This is a genomic window from Erythrobacter sp. HA7-11 (genome assembly GCF_055693605.1).
In genome coordinates, this window is record NZ_JBVFUF010000002.1 from 784984 (window position 1) to 807074 (window position 22091).

The 22091-nt window shown below is 59.1% G+C and carries 21 protein-coding genes and 2 pseudogenes; 13 read left to right on the forward strand and 10 right to left on the reverse strand.

Going from position 1 to position 22091, the window contains the following annotated elements:
- Nucleotides 1-60: 60 nt before the first annotated feature.
- The 5 genes from glnA to ACZ1GU_RS04080 all read right to left on the reverse strand — a co-directional run bounded on the left by glnA (nt 61) and on the right by ACZ1GU_RS04080 (nt 4869).
- Nucleotides 61-1470, reverse strand: coding sequence for a type I glutamate--ammonia ligase (glnA, locus tag ACZ1GU_RS04060; RefSeq protein ID WP_472646809.1), 1410 nt, complete (start codon nt 1468-1470; stop codon nt 61-63).
- Between the two features lie 70 nt (nt 1471-1540).
- A complete protein-coding gene (locus ACZ1GU_RS04065) occupies nt 1541-1879 on the reverse strand; it encodes a P-II family nitrogen regulator (protein ID WP_472646810.1) in 339 nt (112 codons plus the stop codon).
- A gap of 220 nt (nt 1880-2099) precedes the next feature.
- A complete protein-coding gene (argC, locus tag ACZ1GU_RS04070) occupies nt 2100-3026 on the reverse strand; it encodes an N-acetyl-gamma-glutamyl-phosphate reductase (protein ID WP_472646811.1) in 927 nt (308 codons plus the stop codon).
- 19 nt (nt 3027-3045) lie between these two features.
- Nucleotides 3046-3387, reverse strand: a complete 342-nt coding sequence (locus ACZ1GU_RS04075; protein WP_472646812.1) for a hypothetical protein — start codon at nt 3385-3387, stop codon at nt 3046-3048.
- An 81-nt stretch (nt 3388-3468) separates the two neighbouring features.
- The gene (locus tag ACZ1GU_RS04080; protein WP_472646813.1) at nt 3469-4869 is read right to left on the reverse strand and encodes a leucyl aminopeptidase family protein; all 1401 of its coding nucleotides are present in this window, start codon (nt 4867-4869) and stop codon (nt 3469-3471) included.
- Nucleotides 4870-4985: 116 nt separating this feature from the next.
- On the opposite strand from ACZ1GU_RS04080, the gene map reads away from it, so the two are divergent.
- Complete coding sequence (gene map, locus ACZ1GU_RS04085; protein WP_472646814.1) at nt 4986-5813, forward strand: type I methionyl aminopeptidase; 828 nt, start codon at nt 4986-4988, stop codon at nt 5811-5813.
- Here map and ACZ1GU_RS04090 read toward each other — a convergent pair.
- Both ACZ1GU_RS04090 and ccmA read right to left on the reverse strand, forming a co-directional pair.
- On the reverse strand, nt 5810-6460 hold the full coding sequence (locus ACZ1GU_RS04090) for a heme exporter protein CcmB (RefSeq protein ID WP_472646815.1): 651 nt from the start codon (nt 6458-6460) through the stop codon (nt 5810-5812). The two genes, map and ACZ1GU_RS04090, sit on opposite strands and share 4 nt — an antisense overlap.
- A complete protein-coding gene (gene ccmA / locus ACZ1GU_RS04095) occupies nt 6457-7038 on the reverse strand; it encodes a heme ABC exporter ATP-binding protein CcmA (protein ID WP_472646816.1) in 582 nt (193 codons plus the stop codon). The genes ACZ1GU_RS04090 and ccmA overlap by 4 nt, the downstream gene beginning before the upstream one ends.
- 77 nt (nt 7039-7115) lie before the next feature.
- Between ccmA and ACZ1GU_RS04100 the strand changes: the two genes are divergently transcribed.
- Entirely contained in the window at nt 7116-7421 is a 306-nt protein-coding gene (locus ACZ1GU_RS04100; RefSeq protein ID WP_472646817.1) for a 4a-hydroxytetrahydrobiopterin dehydratase, read from the forward strand.
- Between the two features lie 20 nt (nt 7422-7441).
- Here the strand turns inward: ACZ1GU_RS04100 and ACZ1GU_RS04105 are convergent, their stop codons facing one another.
- The 3 genes and pseudogenes from ACZ1GU_RS04105 to ACZ1GU_RS04115 all read right to left on the reverse strand — a co-directional run bounded on the left by ACZ1GU_RS04105 (nt 7442) and on the right by ACZ1GU_RS04115 (nt 11141).
- Nucleotides 7442-8257: an SDR family oxidoreductase gene (locus tag ACZ1GU_RS04105; RefSeq protein WP_472646818.1), complete on the reverse strand. Its 816-nt coding sequence runs from the start codon at nt 8255-8257 to the stop codon at nt 7442-7444.
- A 94-nt stretch (nt 8258-8351) separates the two neighbouring features.
- The gene (locus ACZ1GU_RS04110) at nt 8352-10427 is read right to left on the reverse strand and encodes a S9 family peptidase (protein ID WP_472646819.1); all 2076 of its coding nucleotides are present in this window, start codon (nt 10425-10427) and stop codon (nt 8352-8354) included.
- A gap of 95 nt (nt 10428-10522) precedes the next feature.
- Nucleotides 10523-11141: pseudogene (locus ACZ1GU_RS04115) on the reverse strand (DNA-3-methyladenine glycosylase family protein).
- A gap of 106 nt (nt 11142-11247) precedes the next feature.
- Here ACZ1GU_RS04115 and ACZ1GU_RS04120 point away from each other — a divergent pair.
- The 11 genes and pseudogenes from ACZ1GU_RS04120 to mraY all read left to right on the forward strand — a co-directional run bounded on the left by ACZ1GU_RS04120 (nt 11248) and on the right by mraY (nt 22077).
- Nucleotides 11248-11565 (forward strand): 2Fe-2S iron-sulfur cluster-binding protein, encoded by a 318-nt coding sequence (locus ACZ1GU_RS04120; protein WP_472646820.1) that lies wholly within the window; start codon nt 11248-11250, stop codon nt 11563-11565.
- 42 nt (nt 11566-11607) lie between these two features.
- Complete coding sequence (locus ACZ1GU_RS04125) at nt 11608-12624, forward strand: cysteine synthase A (RefSeq protein WP_472646821.1); 1017 nt, start codon at nt 11608-11610, stop codon at nt 12622-12624.
- 9 nt (nt 12625-12633) lie between these two features.
- Nucleotides 12634-13062, forward strand: a complete 429-nt coding sequence (locus ACZ1GU_RS04130) for a hypothetical protein (protein WP_472646822.1) — start codon at nt 12634-12636, stop codon at nt 13060-13062.
- 142 nt (nt 13063-13204) lie between these two features.
- Nucleotides 13205-13858 carry a hypothetical protein gene (locus ACZ1GU_RS04135; protein WP_472646823.1) on the forward strand — a complete coding sequence of 218 codons (654 nt, stop codon included), beginning with the start codon at nt 13205-13207 and terminating at the stop codon, nt 13856-13858.
- A 401-nt stretch (nt 13859-14259) separates the two neighbouring features.
- Nucleotides 14260-14751: a division/cell wall cluster transcriptional repressor MraZ gene (locus tag ACZ1GU_RS04140; protein ID WP_472646824.1), complete on the forward strand. Its 492-nt coding sequence runs from the start codon at nt 14260-14262 to the stop codon at nt 14749-14751.
- Nucleotides 14751-15701: a 16S rRNA (cytosine(1402)-N(4))-methyltransferase RsmH gene (gene rsmH, locus ACZ1GU_RS04145; RefSeq protein ID WP_472646825.1), complete on the forward strand. Its 951-nt coding sequence runs from the start codon at nt 14751-14753 to the stop codon at nt 15699-15701. Before ACZ1GU_RS04140 ends, rsmH begins: the two co-directional genes overlap by 1 nt.
- Nucleotides 15698-16270 (forward strand): hypothetical protein, encoded by a 573-nt coding sequence (locus ACZ1GU_RS04150; RefSeq protein WP_472646826.1) that lies wholly within the window; start codon nt 15698-15700, stop codon nt 16268-16270. Before rsmH ends, ACZ1GU_RS04150 begins: the two co-directional genes overlap by 4 nt.
- Nucleotides 16267-17987: pseudogene (locus ACZ1GU_RS04155) on the forward strand (peptidoglycan D,D-transpeptidase FtsI family protein). Before ACZ1GU_RS04150 ends, ACZ1GU_RS04155 begins: the two are co-directional and overlap by 4 nt.
- The gene (locus tag ACZ1GU_RS04160; RefSeq protein WP_472646827.1) at nt 17984-19492 is read left to right on the forward strand and encodes a UDP-N-acetylmuramoyl-L-alanyl-D-glutamate--2,6-diaminopimelate ligase; all 1509 of its coding nucleotides are present in this window, start codon (nt 17984-17986) and stop codon (nt 19490-19492) included. The pseudogene ACZ1GU_RS04155 and the gene ACZ1GU_RS04160 overlap by 4 nt, the downstream one beginning before the upstream one ends.
- On the forward strand, nt 19489-21006 hold the full coding sequence (locus tag ACZ1GU_RS04165) for a UDP-N-acetylmuramoyl-tripeptide--D-alanyl-D-alanine ligase (RefSeq protein ID WP_472646828.1): 1518 nt from the start codon (nt 19489-19491) through the stop codon (nt 21004-21006). The genes ACZ1GU_RS04160 and ACZ1GU_RS04165 overlap by 4 nt, the downstream gene beginning before the upstream one ends.
- A complete protein-coding gene (mraY, locus tag ACZ1GU_RS04170) occupies nt 21007-22077 on the forward strand; it encodes a phospho-N-acetylmuramoyl-pentapeptide-transferase (protein ID WP_472646829.1) in 1071 nt (356 codons plus the stop codon).
- Nucleotides 22078-22091: the final 14 nt, after the last annotated feature.

The window sequence follows — 22091 nt, forward strand, 5'->3', positions numbered from 1 at the left end:
TTCGCTGCTTGAGGACGGGGGCAGTCGATTTTTGACCGCCCGCGAGCCCGAATCAGCGAATTACGAGCTGTAATACATGTCGAATTCAACGGGGCATGGCGTTGTTTCCATACGCATGACCTCTTCCCATTTGAGTTCGGCATAGGCCTCGATTTGATCTTTCGAGAACACGTCACCCTTCAACAGGAAGTCGTGATCGGCTTCGAGCGCCTCAAGGGCCTCACGAAGCGAGCCGCAGACCGTTGGAACTTGTGAGAGTTCAGCTGGCGGCAGGTCGTAAAGGTTTTTGTCCATCGCATCGCCCGGGTGGATCTTGTTCTCGATCCCGTCGAGGCCAGCCATCAGCAACGCCGAGAAGGCGAGGTACGGGTTGGCGAGAGCATCCGGGAAACGGAACTCCACGCGCTTGGCCTTCTCGCCAGCGCCGTAAGGAATACGGCAAGATGCCGAGCGGTTGCGCGCCGAGTAGGCAAGCAGAACAGGTGCTTCAAAACCCGGAACCAGACGCTTATAGCTGTTGGTGGTTGGGTTGGTGAAAGCATTTAGTGCCTTGGCGTGTTTGATCACACCGCCGATGTAATAGAGGCAGGTTTCCGAAAGACCGGCGTATTCGTCACCAGCAAAAGTCGGCTTGCCATCCTTCCAGATCGACATGTGGCTGTGCATGCCGCTGCCGTTATCAGCCTTGATTGGCTTGGGCATGAAAGTTGCGGTCTTGCCATAAGCGTGAGCGACTTGCTGAACGACATATTTGTAAACCTGAACGTGGTCAGCCGATTTGGTCAGCGTTTCAAAGGTGATGCCAAGCTCATGCTGTGCGGCAGCAACCTCGTGGTGATGCTTGTCCATGTTGAGGCCGATTTCCATCATAGTGGAAACCATCTCGCCGCGGATGTCCATTGCGCTGTCTACGGGAGCGACGGGGAAGTAGCCTCCGGTCGCGCGTGGGCGATGGCCCATATTGCCCATGTCGTATTCTTTGCCGGTATTTGTTGGCAGTTCGACATCGTCGATGGCGAAGCCCGAACCGGCATAGCCGTCTTCAAAGCGAACATCGTCGAACATGAAGAACTCTGGCTCTGGACCGACATAGACTGTGTCACCAATGCCGGTCGAGGCGAGATAGGCCTCGGCGCGCTTGGCGGTCGAGCGTGGGTCGCGGTAGTAAAGCTGGCCGTCGGATGGCTCGATGATGTTGCAGAAGATGCTGATCATCGGGGTCGCGCTGAACGGGTCAGCATAGACCGCGTCGAGATCTGGTTTCAGGATCATGTCAGATTCGTTGATGTCCTTCCAGCCGGCAATAGACGAGCCGTCGAACATCAAGCCGTCTTCAAGAGCATCTTCGTCCATGACCGATGCAGCCATCGAGAGGTGCTGCCATTTGCCCTTTGGATCGGTGAAGCGCAGATCGACCCATTCGATCTCTTCATCCTTGATGCGTTTTACGATGTCTTTTGCACTTGCCATGACGGTGTATTCTCCAGCTGGTCTTTTGTTTGTCGCCCGCTTGCTTGCGAGCAGAGAGGTTGAACGAGATCTAGATAGCGTCGTCGTTGGTTTCGCCAGTACGGATGCGCAAAGCGGTTTCGATCGGGGAAACGAAGATTTTTCCATCTCCAATGCGCCCTGTTTGAGCAGCAGCGGCGACGGCTTCGACAACGCGTTCGGCGAGGTCATCACTTACGACAACTTCGAGTTTCACTTTGGGCAGGAAGTCCACGACATATTCGGCGCCGCGATAAAGCTCCGTGTGACCTTTTTGTCGGCCAAAGCCGCGCGCTTCGGTCACCGTGATACCCGACACGCCGATCTCGTGCAGCGCCTCTTTCACTTCATCGAGCTTAAAGGGTTTGATGATTGCTTCGACTTTTTTCACGGCCCGGATGGTCTCCCCTGACAGGCCTGAGTAGCGCCTGCTTTATTTCGCATGCGCGATCCAAGAATCGTGCCAAATGATGGGCATGATCTGGTAAATCATCCGCCCGTCTGCGCAAGGGTGATTCCGTATCCAGGCAGATTGCGCAAGAAAGTATCAAGCGAATGAATTGTGCTTAAGCGTAGGGCGCAGGGTGCCTAATTTTTGGGCAGTTCGCTGGTTAAAGCCTCAGGCCGGTCGTTTCTGGCAGTCCGCACATGATGTTGAGATTCTGGATTGCCGCGCCGCTCGCGCCTTTGCCTAGATTGTCGAGCCGGGCGATGAGGCGCGCATTCCAGCCGCCTTCATTTCCGCAAACAAACAGCTCCATCCCGTCATTGGCGGATTGACCATCGCGCAGCAATAGTTCGGTAGGGGTGTCACCGCTTCTGACGTGGACGACCGTTGATCGCTCATAAAACTTCTGGAGTTCTACTTCCAAATCCTCGGCGCTGGGATCAGTCGGCATCGCCCCGAGATGTAGCGGAACTTCTACAATCATGCCGCGCAACGCAGGGACTACCGATGGCGCAAACAACACTTCATGCTTCAGGCCAGCGTGCAGCTTCATCTCTGGCCGATGCTTATGAGCAAGCGTCAAACCGTAAGTGCGAAACGCAATGTCGGTTTCGCTTTCAAACCGTTCGATCAGAGCGTTTCCGCCGCCCGAATATCCGCTGACTGCGTTCACCGTGAAAGGCCAATCGGCTGGCAGAAGTCCGGCGCGCACAAGCGGTGCGACGAGTGCAAGAAATCCGGTAGGATAACATCCCGGATTGGCGACAAACTGTGCATTGGCAATTTTGTCTTTGCCGATGATTTCGGGAAAGCCATAGGTCCATCTCTCCGCCACACGGTGCGCGGACGACGCGTCGATAATCCGAGTGTTGGACCCTTCGGCGAGCTTCACCGCGTCGCGCGCGGCATCATCTGGCAGGCAGAGGATCGCGATGTCCGCTTCGTGCAGAGCTTCTTTGCGCGCGGCCTCATCTTTGCGGCGGTCATCATCGAGCACCAGCAGCTCAAACTCGTCGCGGCCCGCAAGCCGGTCGCGAATCTCGAGACCGGTCGTTCCGGCGGCTCCATCGATGAATATGCGGTGCGTCATGCCCGACGCTCTAGCGCCTTCAGTCGGCGAGACAACTGGCTTTCATATAGCCGCTTGGACCATGCGGGCCGAGACAGCCCCAAATCCACTCGCCCGCGACATCGAGGACTTCGATTGCAGTGCCCGGTTCAAAATGCGCGACAACGGGGCTGTCATCGCGGGTGTTTTCCATCACGTCCGCGCCATTTGGGCCGATGAAACGGCTCTGCGGGATGACATAGTGCGCCGCCAAATGTGTGCCAGCTAGGGCGATGTGGGCCAAGTCTCCTCGCAGCGGCAGTGTCCCGGGCTCCGGACGAGCGACAGGGCCGGTCAGCCCCAGCACACCGGTTGGCACGTCATATGTCGCTTTCTCGCTCATCTGAGCTTAGTCCCCTAAGGTGCCGCGCGCGATAACTTACGCGGTCGCGCGCCCCTATACGGCAAAATTCTTTCGGGCAAGTTAGCTACCGCTATAGCGTTTTTGCAAGGCGTGCCAGCTGGCGCGTAGGCCATAGGCTGTTCCGCCTTTGCTGCGGCCCGGTTTGGGGTAGGGACGCCAGCCAAAGGTGTCGTAGTGCACCCAATCAATTCCCTCGCCTACAAACTTGTCGAGGAACAGGCCTGCGACGCTGGCTCCTGCGTATGGATTGCTCTGAGCGTTGGTGAAATCGGCGATGTCGGATTTTAGGTACTCGAAATAGGCCTCGGGCAACGGTAACCGCCACGGCTCGTCATCAGCCGACCTACCCGCTTCGATCATTTCCATTGCGGTTGTATCACGCCGCGCCATCATTGCGGCATAATCCGGGCCGAGCGCGATCCGCGCCGCGCCGGTCAAAGTCGCAAAGTCGATGATGAGTTCAGGCTCTTCCTCGCTTGCTCGGGTGAGCGCATCGCCGAGGATCAACCGGCCCTCTGCGTCGGTGTTGTGAATTTCGACCTTATGACCCTTGCGGCTGTCCAAGACATCGCCGGGCCTGAATGCTGGGCCCGACACTGCGTTCTCAACCGCCGGGATGAACAGGTGCAGATTAACCTTCAGTCCCGAACGCATGATCAAGCCGGCTAAGGCGATAGCATGCGCAGCGCCGCCCATATCCTTCTTCATCAGCCGCATGCCCACAGCCGACTTCATATCGAGCCCGCCGGAATCGAAGCACACGCCTTTGCCGACCAACGCGATCACTGGCGTTTTGTCATCTGCGCCCTTGGGCTTCCAGCTGAGATGCATGATGCGCGGCGCGTGATGGCGAGCCGCCGCGCGTCCCACAGCGTGCACCATTGGATAGCCTTGCTCCAGCGCATCGCCCTTCGTCACTTTCAGCGTCCCGCCAAATTCCTTGGCCAGCTTGTCGCATTCCGCTTCCAGTGCGGCTGGACCCATATCTTCAGCAGGCGTGTTGATCAGATTGCGCACGAGGATTTCAGCTTCGGCCTCGGCCAACACAGCTTCGATCCGCTGCGCCTGTTTGGTCAACAGCACGCGCGGGCCGCTCGCATCGTCATCCTTCACGTAGCGATCAAATTTATAATGCGCGGTAAGCCAGCCGAACATCGCTGCGCCCGCATCGTGGCCTTCCAGCCGATAGGTGCCTTCGGGAAGCCGCTCTGCCAGTGATGCCAGGCAGTAACTTGTGAGGCTGTCGGGATCAGCAACCCCGCCCGCTGCAAACCATGCATCCCCATCGGGCACAATCGCAACTTGTCCAACGCTGCCATCGAACTTTTGCCCCTGAAGCGCGGCGCGTTTCCCAGCGCTGAGTCCCTTTAGCCATTCCTGGCATCCCGCTTTGGTCACAAGGTGGATGGCGATGGCGTCTTGCCCGCGATCAGGCTGGATCAATTCTCTCACGTCAGTCATGCGCCTAGTCCTTAGCTAGCGGCGCAAAATTGCCAAGCGTCAATTGCGCTTGCCGCCGCGCGGTGTGGAACATTTGTGATCTCGCAAAGCGCGGCGATTGTCGCTACATAGCGCGCATGACAGAATATCAGCTAATTGAAGGCAGCGACACCGTCTACCGCGACGGCACGATCAAATTGCACACTGAAGAAGGCTTTGAAGGGATGCGCAAGGCGGGCCAATTGGCCGCGCGGATCCTGGACGAGGTCGCAGGCTGGGTTCAGCCGGGTGTGACGACAGAGAGTGTCGACACCAAAGTGCGCGAGATGATGCTCGATCACGGCGCAGTTCCGGCAACGCTTGGCTATCGCGGGTATACGCATAGCTGCTGTATCTCGATCAACCATGTGATTTGCCACGGCATCCCGAGCGATAAAGTCTTCAAGGAAGGCGACATCGTCAATGTCGATGTGACGCCGCTGCTCGATGGCTGGCATGGCGACACGAGCCGCATGTTCTTTGCCGGCGAGCCATCGCTCAAGGCCAAGCGGCTGGTCGAAGTCACCCATGAATGTCTGATGCTCGGGATCGAGGCTGCCGGTAAGCCCGGCGCGCGGCTCGGCGATATTGGCGCTGCGATTGAGGCGCATGCCAAGCAGTTCCGCTACGGCGTGGTGCGCGAGTTTTGCGGACATGGCCTTGGCCGCCTGTTCCACGATGCGCCAGAGGTTGTGCACGCGGCGAAAGCGGGCACTGGGCCAGAGCTGAAACCGGGCATGTTCTTCACGATTGAGCCAATGATCAACCTCGGCAAGCCTTGGGCTAAAGTGCTGGGCGATGGTTGGACTGCGGTGACGCGCGACAAGTCGCTAAGCGCGCAGTTTGAGCACTCACTGGCTGTGACTGAAGAGGGCACTGAGATATTCACGCTCAGCCCGACGGGTAAAGACAAGCCGCCTTATTAGCCTTCCCTTGCAGCCCTAATCGCGGAGCCCGCCGCAAACGGCGCGATTGCTACCAGCAACAGACTGATCGCGGCTACGAAACCGAGGCTCGCCTGATCCATGCGGGCCAGTGCGCCTGCGCCGAAGATCAAGATCGGCAGCGCCAGCGGGATCAGCAACAGGCCGGACAGGGCTGCGCCAGCGCGCAGACTGGCCGTGAGGCTCGCGATCATAAGGCCGATGGCTGCCAAACCCGGAGTGCCCGCCAAGAGCCCCAGCAAAAGCACATGCAGTGTCGCTCCATCGAGGCCAAGCAACGCGGAGGCTGGAAAGGTCGCAATGATCAGCGGCGGGCCGAAGCTCAGCCAATGTGCGAGCAATCTCACCGACATGCTGATTTCTTCGGTTACGCCGCGCAGTTTGAGCTGATCGAAGACGCCATGCTCGATATCGCGTGCGACCAGCCCGTCCAACGGCAGGATTGCGGCGAGCAGAGCGGCGATCCACACCACGCCGCCGCCGGTTTTGGCGAGTACATTCGCATCGGGTCCGACCGCGAACGGGTAAAGCATCGCAACCGCGAGGAAGAAGATCAGCGGCAGCGCTGCGCCGCCGCCCGCAAACGGGAAGAACCGCGCCAAATCGCGCCGTAAAAGCGTGCCGATCATTCCGCGTAATCCTCAATAGCGAGCGTTTTGAGTCCCTCAATCGCCAACTCCTGATGCGAAGCGATCAGTGCGATCCCTCCATCTGAGCAATGCGCGGCAATCAGCGCAGTCACCTGGTCGATTGCTTTCGCATCTAGCCCGCTCAAAGGCTCATCGAGTAGCCAGATTGGCGCGCTCCGATTCATGAGGCTCGCAAGCGCGGCGCGCTTGCGTTGTCCGGTCGAAAGATAGCGCACCGGAATGTCGAGTAACGGTTCCAACCCCAGCATCCGGTAAGTTGCGGGCGCATCTGCGCAGCCGTCTATCCGCTCCCAGAATGCCAGCGCCTTGGCCAGCGGCAGATCGGGATCAAGCGAGACCCGCTCATCCAGCAGGCCAATCGCGCCTTCGCTTACAACGCTGCCAGAAAACGGGGTGAGCAGTCCTGCCATCGCGCGTATAAAGGTTGTCTTGCCGCAGCCATTCGCCCCGGTGACGTGGCACGCTTCGCCAACCTCCAACGTGAGGCCAAGTCCCCGGAAAAGTACGCGGTCCCCCCGGCGGCAGGCTAGGTCAGTGGCGGACAGGCGCGCTTGCATGGAGCCCTCTTGCATGAATGTGGGCGTTAGGCAAAAGCGGGCATGCGAACAACTCATGCTTGATGGAGACCCCCAATATGTCAGTCGCCGAATTGAACGAGAAGGAGCGGGCAACTCTGCTTGCCGATCATCCCAAGTGGAACGAAGCGCGAGAAGGCAAGGCGGTCGAGCGGACTTTCGAGTTCGAGAGCTTCTCCGCTGCCTGGGGTTTTATGAGCCGCGTTGCTTTGCTCGCCGACAGCCACGATCATCATCCCGAATGGTCCAATGTCTACAACCGCGTTAAAATCACGCTGACCACGCATGATGCTGACCCCGACAATGGCGGCGCGCTCTCAGAACGCGATGCAAAGATGGTCGACGCGATCGACGCAATCGCTTGAGGCTAGAATTTAGAGCTGTGTTAGCGCCCGAGCAGTCCCGATGCCGCACGTTGCTGCTTGCGAATCTTGCCTGGGGTCCACCGCTTCGCGAAGTTGAGCTTCTTCGCGGTCTTGCCGACGAGATAGTGCACGTCATCACTATGCACCGCTTTCCAGATGGTGGCGGCCACTTCCTCGACTGGCGTAATTTCAAGACCAGCGGCTTTCACGCGGTCTCGCACTGGCTCGTTGGAATGGCGATTGCCGGTGCCGTCCAGCAAAGGCGTCTCGATGAAGCTCGGACAGATTGAGCACGCCTTGATCTTGTCGGGGGCCCACTCTGCATCAAGGCTTTCGGCAATACCGCGCACGGCGAACTTGGTAGCACTGTAAACGCTCATTCCCGAGCCGCCTGTGATGCCAGCCGCGCTAGCGATGTTCACGAGGACGGAGTCCGGCGCGGCTTCCTTGAGGTAGGGATAGGCTGCTTGGGCGCCGTACAGCACGCCCTTGATGTTGATATCGAGGCAGCGATCAATCTCATCCACGTCCAGCTCATTGAGCGGACCGCCCGTGCCGATCCCGGCATTGTTGACAACACAATCGATTTTGCCGCCGGCTGCTTTCGCAAAGGCTTCGAGCGCTTCATCCCAGGCAGCGCGATCTCGCACATCGAGTGTATGCGTGGAGCACTGGCCCTCAAGAACGAGCGCCTTGGTCTCCTCCATGCCAGCTACATTCACGTCGGCCACTCCGACAAACCAGCCGCGCTCGGCAAAGAAAATCGCCGTTGCTCGGCCAATGCCCGAGGCGCCGCCCGTGATGAAAATTGACCTGTGTCCCGCTGTATCGCCCATGTGATCCCTCTCAGATTGCAGTTTGCAACCTGTTTAGTGCGATGGTCTGACTTTGTCAGGTCTTGATGTGATAACTGATCTAGGTTGCTCAGGATTAGTCGCTCAGCACTTCTTCCAAGCCGACAACATGCTCTGCGCCTTCGAGGATTTGTGCGGTTGAACTGGCCACAGTGTTGCCGATGCCTTCGCTGCGTCCGCCAAGGCAGCTGGCGAGAAAGTTCTCGGTGATTGCAGAAAAGGCGATATTGTTGACCGGCTTGGCAAATCCGTGCCCTTCATCGGGGTAGAGGACGTAAGTGACCGGCACGTTGGCCTTTTTCATCGCGCCGACAATCTGGTCGCTTTCCGATTGTTTGACCCGCGGATCATTTGCGCCCTGCAAGATCAATAGCGGCTTGGTGATCTGATCTGCCTTGTAGAGCGGGCTTGCGGCTTTCAGCAGCGCTAGGCCTTCTTCAGTGTTCGGGTTGCCCATGCGCTCGTGGAAGATCTTCACCATCGGCGCCCAGTATGGCGGGATGGTTTCGAGCAGCGTTTCGAGGTTGGACGGGCCGACAATATCGACTCCGCACGCAAACTTTTCAGGCGTGAATGTGAGGCCCGCCAGCGTTGCATAGCCACCATAGGAACCGCCCATAATCGCGACTTGGTCGGCGGTCGTGATGCCTTCTGCAATCGCCCAATCGGTCGCATCGATCAAATCGTCGTGCATCGACAGGCCCCATTGCTTGTTGCCTGCATTGATGAAGTCCTTGCCGAAACCGGTTGAGCCGCGGAAATTGACTTGCAGCACGGCGTAGCCGCGATTGGCGAGCCATTGGACGGTGCTGGCAAAGCCATAACCATCGCGGGCCCATGGGCCGCCGTGCACAAGCAGGACCATCGGTACGGTCGTTTCTGGGCGACCGCTTGCGTCGGTATCGCTGCCTGGTGGAAGCGTGAGATATGAAGGCAGAGTCAGGCCATCGCGGCTGGTGATTTCAACCGGATGCATGGGTTGGAGCGGCGCACCTTCCAGCTCTGGACGAGTGATGTAGAACGGCGTCAGGCTCTGCGCGGCACGATCATAGATGTAACTGCCACTCGGCGCAGTCAGCGGGTCGTTCCATACGATCCAAGTCTGGTCATCATCGGTCCGGCTGGCGACGCCAAACTCGCCGTCTAACCGGCTTTCGAGCCAATCAAACGACGCCTTGATTGCTGGGTTGATCGCGGTCCATTCGGTTTTAAGATATGTGGCCGAGTACGCCTCAACCACGCCGGTCTCGCGGTCGCGCATCGTACCGCCAATATCGGCTTTCTCATTCTCGGCGATCAGCGTTTTCTCGCCCGTTGCCGTGTCCTGCGCAAACAACGCAGCGGTATTGCGTCCGCGGCTATCTAGCCAATAGAGCACTGAGCCATCATTGGTGTAGCCCGCTGGTGACGTGGTGAGCGAATCTTCCATCGCCGTGGTTTCGAACGGCGCGTCCTCCACCACATTGTCTGCAACGCGGAAATAGTCCGTCCCGCCAGCCTCATTTTGTCGCATCGCCATGCGCAAGGTTAGCGTGTCATCAGCAACAAAGCCTGCATAACTGTTGTTCTCATACACAAGCTCCAGCTCGCCTGTGTTGAGGTCCAGCAGGTGAACATCATGGAATTGAGGGTCGCGATTGTTGAGGCCAATCAAGATTTTGTCGCGAATGGTTTCTGACCCGCCGACAATATCGACCCGCGTGTTCTCAAACGGCGTAAGCGTTGTTTCTTCGCCGCTTTCGACATCGATCGAATAAAGCAGAAAGTTCTCATCGCCGCCTTTGTCCTGAATGTAGAGCAAGCTCTTGGAATCGGGCGACCAGAAGTGCTGGCGGATCGGGCGGTCCGCTGCGTTGGTCATCGCTTTTGCTGCATCCAGATCGTTGTGCGGAGCCATCCAGATGTTGAGAACGCCGTCTTTGGGAGCGAGCCAGCTAAGATAATTGCCATCAGGGCTGATGCGACCTTGCGCGCGTGTCGGATTGCCGAACAACGCGTCGCGCGGGATAAGCGGGAAACTTTCGACGGTGCTGGTCATCATTGCTCCGGTATTTGTTGTCTGATTGTCTGCCGAGAGAGCTCCCGGCAGGATGAGTGTGCTTGCCGCAATGGAGGCAACCATTGCGCTGGCTGCGCGAATAATTGGGGACATGGGGGCTTTCCTCCGGGTTTCAAATAGGTGTATTGTGCTAGCAATACAGACTGTGTTTTCGTTTACAAGCGAGCCGGGCCATTTTCTGGCTCTGGTTAGAGCGCGGGGTTGGCATAAAAATGCCAAGTGAAGATCGCCATTGCGCCGCGATGGGGGCGCCAGCGGTCACCAATTTTGCGTAGGTCTTTTTCGGACGGGCGCTCCTCAAGTTCGAGCAGCCTTTTGACACCCTCTTGGACGGCGAGGTCACCAGCTGGCCACATATCGCCGCGGCCTTCGGCAAACAGCAGATAGATTTCGTACCGACCAGCGTCCGATGCCCTTGATCTTGGTCAGCTCTGCAATGGCGTCTTCGTCATCCGCCGGAAGCTGATCAAAATTGACGTCGCCCGCGCTGACCAATTCGCACAGGCTGCGGGCATAGCCTTGTTTCTGGCGGGACAGGCCGCAGGCGCGAAGCGCATCGAAATCGCGTTCGAGCAAGCAGGTCGGGGTGAAGTCCTCGCCCAGTTCCGCCTCTAGCTTGTTCCACATGGACGTCGCCGCCGCGACCGAGACTTGCTGGCCCACAATTGTGCGCAGCAACGTCTTATATCCACGATCCCGCAGGCGCGGCTCGGGATAGCCAATCCGCTCAATCTCGCGGGCAAGGACCGCGTCATTATCAGCAAGTTCATCAAGGCCCGCCTTGATATATTCAGCGCTTAATCCCACTTGCCGCTCCACAAACCCAGATTCAAATTCGCCTCTAGCAGCGCGCTAGACTATCGGATAGAGCGCCGCCGACACGCGATAAAGCAAGAACAAGGAATTTGAGCTCATGCCAAAAATGATCGTCACCAATCGTGAAGGCGAAACGAGTGAGATCGAGGTCGAAGATGGCCTGACCGTAATGGAAGCGATCCGCGACAACGGCTTTGACGAATTGCTGGCGCTGTGTGGCGGATGCTGTTCGTGCGCGACATGTCATGTGCAGGTCGACGCTGATTTCGCCGACCAGCTCCCGGAAATGAGCGAAGACGAAGATGATCTGCTCGAAAGCAGCGATCACCGCAAGGAAGGCTCGCGCCTGTCATGTCAGATCCCGTTCACGTCGGAGCTCGACGGCCTGAAGGTAACTATCGCACCAGAAGATTAAACTTCGTTGCGAGCGCGCAGCGGACCGCTTACCTCGCATGATATGAATATCACTCAACCCATCGGCGATACGCTCGCTTTGATTGGCAATACCCCGCTTGTCAGGCTCGAAGGGCCGAGCAAGGCGGCTGGCTGCGACATCTGGGGCAAATGCGAGTTTGCCAATCCCGGCTCTTCGGTAAAAGACCGCGCGGCGCTTTATATGATCCGCGACGCGGAAGAGCGCGGCGATTTGAAGCCCGGCGGAACTGTGATCGAAGGCACGGCTGGCAACACCGGAATCGGTATCGCTCTGGTGGCGAATGCGCTCGGCTACAAGACTGTGATTGTCATGCCCGACAATCAGTCGAAGGAAAAAATGGACACTTTGCGCGCACTTGGCGCTCGCCTGGTGCTCGTTCCACCGACCAAATATGCGGACCCTGCGCACTTCCAGCATACATCGCGGCGCATGGCCGAAGAGACCGAGGGCGCGATTTGGGCCGGACAGTTCGACAATGTCGCCAATCGCAAGGCGCATATCGAAGGCACATCGCAAGAACTGTGGGAACAGCTCGGCGGCAAGATTGACGGCTTCACCTGCGCAGCTGGGACCGGAGGGACCATTGCAGGCGTTGGAATGGGCCTCAAAGAGAAAGACGAGAACGTCCGCATCGCGCTGACCGATCCACATGGCGCGGCGCTCTACAATTACTACGCTCACGGCGAACTCAAGAGCGAAGGGTCTTCGGTTGCGGAAGGGATCGGGCAGGGCCGGATCACTGCCAACCTAGAAGGCGCGCCGATCGATACGCAATTCCGCATCTCCGATGAGGAAGGCATGGAATGGGTCGAGCTCTTGTTGCGCGAAGAAGGGCTGTGTCTTGGTCTCTCCTCCGGCATCAATGTCGCCGGGGCAGTCGAGCTGGGCAAGCAATTGGTTGCCGAGGGGCGCGAAAATCCGCAGGTCGCAACGATCTTGTGCGACACTGGCTTCCGCTATCTCTCAACGCTCTACAACGCGGATTGGTTGAAAGAGAAAAACCTGCCGGTGTTCGACTGGCTCGAACAAGCGTGTTAGGCTGAGCATATGGCATATCGCAAACTGTTCGAAGCTCGTATCGCCGACCGCGAAGCGGCGACCGGAAATTCCGGCGAAGTGGCTGGCGCGCCTCTGGGCGGAACACGTGAAGAAGCCGCGCATCGCTTGCAGGTCGGATTAACCGGACTTGCCGCGATGGTCTTATTGGTGGGCCTTGCCAGCATCATCCAAGGGCGTGCGGCGATTAGCGAAGAAACCGCTGTTCCTGAAGCTGCCCCCACGACCGAGCCAAGCGAAGCACCGCCACTTCGTGATCCCTTGGCCGATGCCGGAGTTGTGCCAGATTTACCATCCGAGCCTGAGGCAACGCCAACGCAGGAAGCCGCGATCGTGCCAGAGGTAGGGGCAGGGACGGGCGCGACCCAAGGCGGCATCGAACGCGACCAATTGCCTAAAGATGAGTCCGAGGCGCCTTAATCCCTTTCTCGCGTCTGGTTTCGTGGCGATCCTTTTGGCTGTCGCTGCAGCGGTATTCCTAGTCTTCGTGCGCCCAGCGCAGACTGCGGCCTCGGAGTGTGCGCAAGAGAGTCGTGCGGAACCACCGCCTGCATTGGCTTTGATGACTAGCCTGCCAATCTATTGGCCGTTGGGCGCAGACGTCAGTGATCTCGCAGCAGGTGGCGAACGCATCAGAACCTGGCAAAAAGTCGCAATTTCTCCCTGCTACACACTGGTCCCGGTCGATACGCTTGCTCCGGTTCCCGGGCTTTCCCCGCAAGAGCCAGAATTTGACCCGCTGGCCGGTCACACACGATTGGCGGTCATCCAGCCACGCGGCCTTTCTCCGCAGGATAATGTCGCTCTCGATGATTGGGTGAGGGCGGGTGGTACGCTATTGATTGTGCTCGATCCAGCTTTGAGCGGTCACTATGAATTGCCACTCGGGGATCCGCGTTTGCCGACCCTGTCCGCTTTGATCCCTCCGGTGATTGATCGCTGGGGGCTGAAAATCAGCTTTGACGAGACGCAGGAAATCGCTGCCTTAGAGGCGTCGGTGGAAGGCTTTAACCTCCCGCTCGTTCTGTCCGGACAAGTGTCGGCTAGCAATGACGATTGCACAATTCTCGCCAACGGCGCGATGGCGCGCTGTTCCGTCGGCAAAGGCGTAGTCACAGTGCTCGCTGATGCTGCCGTGTTTGAGCACGAGGAATTGACGGGTGGGGATTCGGCGAATCTCATCGGCCTGCTCGAATACGCATTTGAGCAGCGCTGAAGCGAGCGAAAATTGCGGTCGGGGATTTCGCGGGACCAGCGCGGGGTTTTCGAGTCGTGCAGCCTCGATTTCCTAAAATTGGCAGAAAATCAGCCTTTTGGCGCTCTGATCTCGATTGACCTGCTAAGTGGTTTGACGGATAGGCGTTGAAAATTAACCATATAAAACAATAGCTTTTCGGCTTTTCCCGTAAAATCCCGCAAAAACCCCTTCCATCCCGACTAAACCCACGATAATACCGTCTTCCATCAAACATGCCCCGTTTGTGCTGTGCCGCCTTTCTTAGTCGGCGCGCTGTCCGCGTTTGCGCGCGGCTGGCGGCGGGGAAGCCGTGTTTGTGTCCCGGACGGGACGGGGAAATTTCGAGTTCGCGCAGGCGAACATGAGGGGAGTTGGAGCGCGTGTCGTTCGCAGGATTCAGTGGTCAAGCTTATTCGCCAGCCGGCGATAAGGGCCGCTTTGTGCTGCCTCCACTCTTTCGAAAAGCCGTCAAAGAAAGCTCAGCGGGGCGGATATTGTGCCTCGCCAAGCATGAGCGTTGGAACTGCCTGACCGGCTTTGGGCTTTCTCGCAAAAGCGAACTCGAAGATCAGCTGGAGCGCGAGGAAGATCGCGCCATCCGGCTTGATAAGGAATTCGACCGCGACCTGCGCGCGATGCAGCTCTTCGGCTTTGTCGAAGTGCCATTCGATGACAGCGGTCGTTTCGTCATGCCCGAACATCTGCGCAGTTTGGCCCAAGTTGAAGACGGACTCTACTTTCACGGCGGTGGCCGCTTCTTCACGATCTGGAATCCGGATCAGCTCGCCGAGATGGGCGAGCAATGGGAAAGCGCGCAGGCTGCTTGTAAAAATCTGGTCGCTGAGGCCGCGGCGAAAGGGCGCAAAAGATAATGTCCCACGCCGCGCCTCATATCCCTGTCATGCTTGATGAAGTTATCGCCGCGCTCGATCCCCAGCCCGGTGATGTGATTGTCGACGCCACCTTTGGTGCCGGCGGATATACTCGTGCGCTGCTGGATCGCGGCGCAACTGTCCACGCCTTTGATCGCGATCCTGACGCGATCACTCAAGGCCGCGGATGGAGCGAGGCGCGTTCTTTCCCTCCGCGTCTGGTGCTTCATCCGCGGCGCTTTTCCGAAATGGTTGGCGCCATGGCGGAAGTGGGCGTTGCGCAGGTCGATGGCGTTGCAATGGATATCGGCGTGTCCTCGATGCAGCTGGATCAGGCTGAGCGCGGCTTTGCCTTTTCGGCTGACGGTCCGCTCGATATGCGGATGAGCCAGGACGGCGAAAGCGCGGCCGATTTCCTCAACTCTGCCGATGCCGACACGATTGCCGACGTACTTTATGAATATGGCGAAGAACGACAGTCTCGACGCGTTGCCCGCGCGATCGTCGCTGCCCGTCCACTCGAGACGACCGGTGAGCTTGCGCGCATTGTTCGCAAGGCGCTGGGCTATAAGCCGCACGACAAGAAGGACCCCGCGACGCGCACCTTCCAGGCCGTTCGCATTCACGTGAATGACGAGCTTGGCGAGCTGCGCGAGGGGCTTTCAGCCGCTGAGCAATTGTTGCGCGCCGGTGGGAAGCTCGCAGTGGTCAGCTTCCACAGCCTCGAAGACCGGATGGTCAAGCGCTTCCTGAAAGAAGCGTCGGGCGGTGGTCGCACTGTCTCGCGCCATTTGCCGGGTGAAATTCCTGGCCCGGAGCCTGTTTTTGAAAAGCCATCCAAAGCGATCCGGCCAAGCGAGGCCGAGATCGACCGTAACCCACGCGCGCGCTCTTCTACGTTACGCAGCGCAATCCGCACCGAAGCTGAAGCGAGGAGGCTGGCAGCATGATCGTTTCTGGTTCCCGTTTGCGTCAAATCGGCTGGATGGCCGTGCTTGCCCTGTGCATCGGCCTGTTCCTGGTGCTCAGCTTCCGCGTGCATGCGGTGAAGAGCGAAGTGCTGCTCGCAGAGCGGCAGATCGTTGCGCTTGAGCGCGAGACTCTTGTGCTCGAAACCGAATTTCAGGCGCGCGCCAGCCAGCGCCAACTTGCCAATTGGAACGTGGTTGAATTCGGCTATGTCGCCCCGCGCGCTGATCAATACCTTGAAGGCGAACGGCAGCTGGCAAGCCTTGGTTCGCCGCAAGCGCCCGGTGCGCCTGCGCCTATTCGCGTTGCTCGAGCCGAAACGCAAGATGGCGGTGTTCCTCAATCTATCCGTGACCGCGAGATGGTTTCTCCTATTAGTGGCGCGCCGATCACGCTTGCATCGATTGATAGCGATGACGCTCCGACAACAATGTTTGCCGAAGCTTTCAGCGAATTCCTGATCGAAGCCTCGCCAATCCGCGCCGCGCAAGCGCGCACATCCTCGACTGTCGGCGGCTTGCCAAACCAAACAGTAGAGGCGGCTGAATGACCGCATATGCGGCCCGCCCGGCCATCCCCGCAGGCCGCATCAAACTCGTCAACCTGCGCTATCGCTCGCTGTTGACGGCGCGTTGGCGTGTGCTCTGGATCGTGCTGGTTTTCGCGCTGATTGCCGCTGCCGCGATCTTGCGCATCGCCTATCTCGGTTTTGCAGGGCACGCTCCGTCGCGTTCGAGCCTTGCTGAGCAGCTGCTGCCGCCGCGCGGTGAGATCACCGACCGCAATGGGATGCCGCTGGCGCGTGCATTTCCCGCCTATGCCCTCTGGTATGCACCAAAGGCGATGGGTGATGGCGGGGCGCCTTTGGTTCGCTCGCCTGAAGAGGTTGCTCAAGGCCTCGCGGCGATTTTTCCCAATATGGATGTGACCGATACCGCGAAGCGTCTGGCGTCGGGGCGCGCCGGATATCTACGCCGCCGTGTACTGCCCGAAGATGCCAACAAAGTCATGGCCTTGGGTGAAATTGCACTCGAGATCCCGCGTGAGACCGATCGTCACTATCCGCAAGGTTCGCTGGGCGCACATGTGCTTGGCTATGTCGCCGCTGATGATCGCGGTCGCGTTGGAATGGAAGCGGTGCTGGACAAACAATTGCGCGATCCGGCCACGCGTTCTGACTCAGTGGCCTTGTCGATTGATATGCGGGTCCAAGGCGCGCTCGAAGACGAATTGCGCAAAACCATGCTTGCGACCAACGCTTTGGGCGCGGCTGGCATCGTTCTCGATGTAGACACTGGTGAGGTGATGGCGCTTGCATCGCTCCCCGAATTCGATCCGAACAAGATCGATGCCGAAGGGCAGGCGAACATGATGAACCGTGCGACCAACCAGGTCTATGAACTGGGTTCGACGTTCAAGCCACTGACGGTTGCCGCCGCGATTGATGCTGGCGTTATCAGGGACTTGTCGAAGAACTGGAACGCGCGGTACCGGTGAAGATCGGCTCAATCGAGCGCGCCGACTTCACAGACAAGGGCGCGTACCTCAATATTCCGCAGGCGCTGGCCTATTCGTCCAATACGGTCACAATGCGGGTTGCTGATCAGCTCGGTCCTGAGCGGCTGCGCCAGACAATGATTGATCTGGGCATGAATGAGCGGCCCTATATTGAGTTGCCTGCCAAAGGCCATCCGATCTGGCCCCAGGGCAAATGGTCGCGCCTTACGAATATGACCGTCGGCTATGGCCACGGTATCTCGGTTACGCCGCTGCATCTTGCGAGCGCTTATGCCGCGATGGTCAATGGCGGTATCTGGCGTCCGGCAACCTTGCATAAGCTGGAAGCGGGCGAAGCCCCGCGCAGCCGCCGCGTGTTCAAAACCTCGACCTCTTCGCGCATGCGCCAATTGCTGCGGATGATCTCGATGTACGGCACAGGCCGAAGCGCCGATGCGGAGGGATACCGCGTGGGCGGAAAAACCGGCTCGGCGGAAAAGGCGACGCGTGGCGGCTACAGCAAGACAAAGCTGATTTCTTCCTTCGCAGCGGCATTTCCGCTCGATCGCCCGCGTTATGTGGTAGTGGCGGTAATTGACGAGCCGCGCGGCACGGTCGCGAGTTCATTCCAGCGGACGGCAGCGTTCAACGCCGCGCCTGTGGTGGGCAGGTTGGTCCCTAGGATCGGTCCGATGCTGGGTGTCCGTCCTGATACGACGCGCGATGTCGATATCAGCGACCTGAGGTTCTTGGTGGAGGGCCGCAAATGAAACTTGAAGCACTGGCGACGCGAGCGGGCGTCGCATTGAAGAGCGGCGAGGATGCCGAAGTCACCGGCTTCGCTATTGATCACCGTAAGGTTGCGCCGGGCACCGTCTTCGGCGCTTTTCGCGGTCTGGAGTTCAACGCGGAGGATGTGATTCCTCAGGCGATTGCAGCAGGCGCCGTCGCGGTAGTGACGCGCCCCGGTGTGAGCGTCGCAGGGGCTGTGCACATCGCCAGCGACGAGCCGCGCCGCACTTTTGCGCAATTGGCAGCCGGTTTCTTCACCCCTGTCCCGAACACAATCGTCGCAGTCACCGGAACGAACGGCAAGACGTCCACGGTCGAGATGACGCGTCAGATCTGGCGTATGTGCGGCGAGCGCGCGGCCAGTATCGGGACTTTGGGTGTAACAACTCCGGATGAGAGCGTTTCAACCGGTCTCACCACGCCCGACATCGTCACGTTTCTCTCCAATATGAGCGGATTGGCGCGTGAGGGCGTGACTCATGTCGCATATGAAGCATCAAGCCACGGCCTGTCGCAATTTCGGAACGAGGGATTGCCGGTCAGCGCTGCAGCTTTCACCAATTTCAGCCGCGATCACCTCGACTACCATGCTGACATGGAGGACTATTTTGCGGCAAAAATGCGCCTTTTCAGCGAAGTCCTGAGCCAGGGCGCAGCAGCCATCATATGGGACGGCGGGGACAATAGCGAGTGGACCCGCCGCGCCATCGAGCACGCGGTGTCCTCCAATCTGCGCGTGCTCCTAGTCGGCAAGGTGGGGAGCGAGCATCCAGCGTTCCTTCGCCTTGTCGATCGCAAGACCACACAGCTTGGCCAAGTGCTCGAGGTGGAGCATGACGGGGTGCACCGCACAATCAAGCTGCCGCTTATCGGCGAGTATCAGGCCGCCAACGCTTTGGTTTCAGCGAGTCTAGCGATTGCAACGGGCAGTGATCCGGCGCAGGTGCTTGATGCGGTTTCGCGGCTTCAGCCTGTGCGCGGACGCATTGAACGCGCGGTTATCTCTCCCGCAGGCGCGCCTGTCTATGTCGATTACGCGCACACGCCAGATGCGCTCGCCGCCGCGATTGCGGCTTTGCGTCCGCATGTCGCACGCGGGCAGGGCGGGCGTTTAATCACCGTGTTCGGAGCAGGCGGGGATCGCGATCCGGGCAAGCGCGAAGCGATGGGCGCAGCCGCGTCGGATCAGTCGGATATCGTCATCATCACCGATGACAATCCGCGAGGGGAAAGCCCCGCTTCGATCCGTGCGGACATTATGCGCGGGGCCGCTGCGAGCGCGCGGGAAATCGGAGATCGCCGCGATGCAATTCGCGAAGCAATCGCGCTTGCAGGCGCGCATGATATTGTGCTGGTGGCCGGTAAAGGCCACGAGCAAGGTCAGATTATCGGGTCGGGAGATAATATGCGGATTTTGCCGTTCGACGATGTAACGGTGGCGCGCGAATGCGTAGCTGAACAAGCGTCTGGAGCGACTTCGTGAGCGCCTCTGCAAACGCCAAAAAAGCAGCGCATGCCGCTCTTCGCGCCTGGCCGGTCGTCGAGCGCGATCGCCTGCCGCTGGCCCTATGGTCGTCAGCCGAGATCGAGCAGGCAACCGGCGGCATAGCAAGCCACGCGTTTCAGGCGTCCGGCGTGGAGATGGATTCGCGCGATGTGCGTCCTGGCGACTTGTTTGTCGCGCTGAAAGGTGAGGCGATGGACGGTCATCGCTTCCTGCCAAAAGCGTTCGACGCGGGTGCAGTCGCCGCAATCACAGATAGGCCGGTCGACTACCCGCACGTTCTGGTCAAAGACACCAGCAAGGCACTACATGACTTGGCGCAGGCCGCGCGCGATCGCAGTCCAGCGCTGCGGATCGCCATCACCGGTTCGGTCGGCAAAACTGGCGTGAAAGAGGCAATCTTCAACGCTCTCGACCGCGCGAGCCGCGGCGCGGCGCATCGCAGTGTTCGCAGCTACAACAATCATGTCGGCGTTCCCTTGAGTCTTGCGCGTTTGCCCGCGCGCAGCCGCTTTGGTGTGTTCGAAATGGGCATGAACCATGCGGGCGAAATCGCCCCGCTCGCTGCGCATGTTAGGCCCAATGTCGCGTTGATCACCACGCTCGCACCCGCTCACATCGAAAACCTTGGCAGCATGGAAGCGATTGCGGATGAGAAAGCTGCGATCTTCTCCGGTCTTGTCAAAGGCGGAACCGCGATCATCCCAGCGGACACAGATCATACCGATCGCTTGATCGAGCACGCGCGCAAGGCTGGTGCCAAGATTGTCACTTTTGGCCGGAGCGAGCGCGCAGATGTGCGCCTGCTCGACGCGATCCCGCAGGCAATCGGCGGTTCGCTGGTCACAGCAGACCTGGGCGACGCGCGGCTTTGCTACACGATTGCCGAGCCCGGCGAGCATTGGATAACCAATTCACTTGGCGTCATGGCGGCGGTCCGCGCGGCGGGTGGAGATTTGGCTGCGGCGGGACTGGCACTTGCCGAAATGGGCGGATTGAAGGGTCGCGGCGCGCGCTTCCAGATTGACGCGAATGATGGCGGCCGCGCGCTGCTGATCGATGAGAGTTACAACGCCAATCCTGCGTCCATGCGCGCAACTTTGCGCCAATTGGGCCAGACGCCGGCCATGCGCCGCGTTGCGATTTTGGGCGAAATGGGCGAGCTTGGAGACTTCGCCGCTCGCTTCCACCGACAGCTGGCCGAACCGCTGGCCGAGGCGAAAGTCGACCACGCCATTCTCGTTGGTAACGGCATGGCGCATCTTGCGACAGAATTGCGTGGGCAATTGAGCAAAAGTGGCAGCCCCGAGCTTGGCATGTCAGGCGGCTTCACGCATTGCGATAGCCCAGCCGAGGCGATCGCCAAGCTAAACGAATACGGGATCAATGGCGGGGATGCGATCCTCGTCAAAGGCTCCAATTTCGTAGGGTTGGGGGCGGTCGTTTCCCACTTTACGCAAAAGGACCCGTCCAAAGGGTCACAGGACGACTAAATGCTGTATTTGCTAGCCGAATGGATGGGGTTTGAAGGGATATTCAACCTCGTGCGCTATCAAACATTTCGCGCTGGTGCGACGCTGATCACTGCGCTGTTTATCGGGATGCTGATTGGTCCGCGCTTCATCAATGTGCTGCGCGTTCGCCAAGGCAAAGGGCAACCGATCCGCGAGGATGGGCCGCAAAGCCACCTCGCCAAACGCGGCACGCCAACCATGGGCGGACTGATGATCCTGATCGCGCTGGCGCTCTCGTTGCTGCTGTGGATGGACCCGCGCAATCCGCTCGTATGGGCGTGTCTGGCGGTCACAGCGGGTTTCGGCATCATCGGTTTTCTCGACGATTACGACAAAGTCTCGAAGAACAGCCATGCTGGCGTGCCGGGCAGGGTGCGTCTGGCGCTGGAGTTCGCCGTCGCTGGCGTCGCATCCTACATCATTGTAAGTCAGATCAGCACAGACCTCTACGTGCCGTTCTTTTCGGATGTGCAGATCCCGCTTGGCCCGGCATACTACTTCTTCGCAGCGTTCGTGATCGTTGGCGCGGGCAACGCCGTAAACCTTACAGACGGGCTCGATGGGCTGGCGATCATGCCGGTGATCATCGCTGCAGGTACCTTCGCGATCATCGCCTATCTGGTTGGGCGGGTCGATTACAGCGAATATCTTGGCATTCCGCATGTCGAGGGCGCAGGTGAGCTGGCTATCTTCGCCGCCGCGATTATCGGCGCGGGGCTAGCCTTCCTGTGGTTCAACGCACCACCTGCGGCTGTCTTTATGGGCGATACCGGAAGTCTTGCATTGGGCGGGGCCTTGGGCGCTATTGCGGTTGCCTCTCACCACGAGGTTGTACTGGCGATTGTCGGCGGCCTGTTCGTGCTCGAAGCCGTCTCAGTCATCGTTCAGGTGTTCTGGTTCAAACGCACCGGCAAGCGGGTGTTCCGCATGGCGCCGATCCACCACCATTTCGAACAACTCGGCTGGAGCGAAAGCAAGGTCGTGATCCGGTTCTGGATCATCTCGATCGTGCTGGCGATGGCGGGGCTGGCGACACTCAAACTGCGTTAGGGGACTTGCTGGAG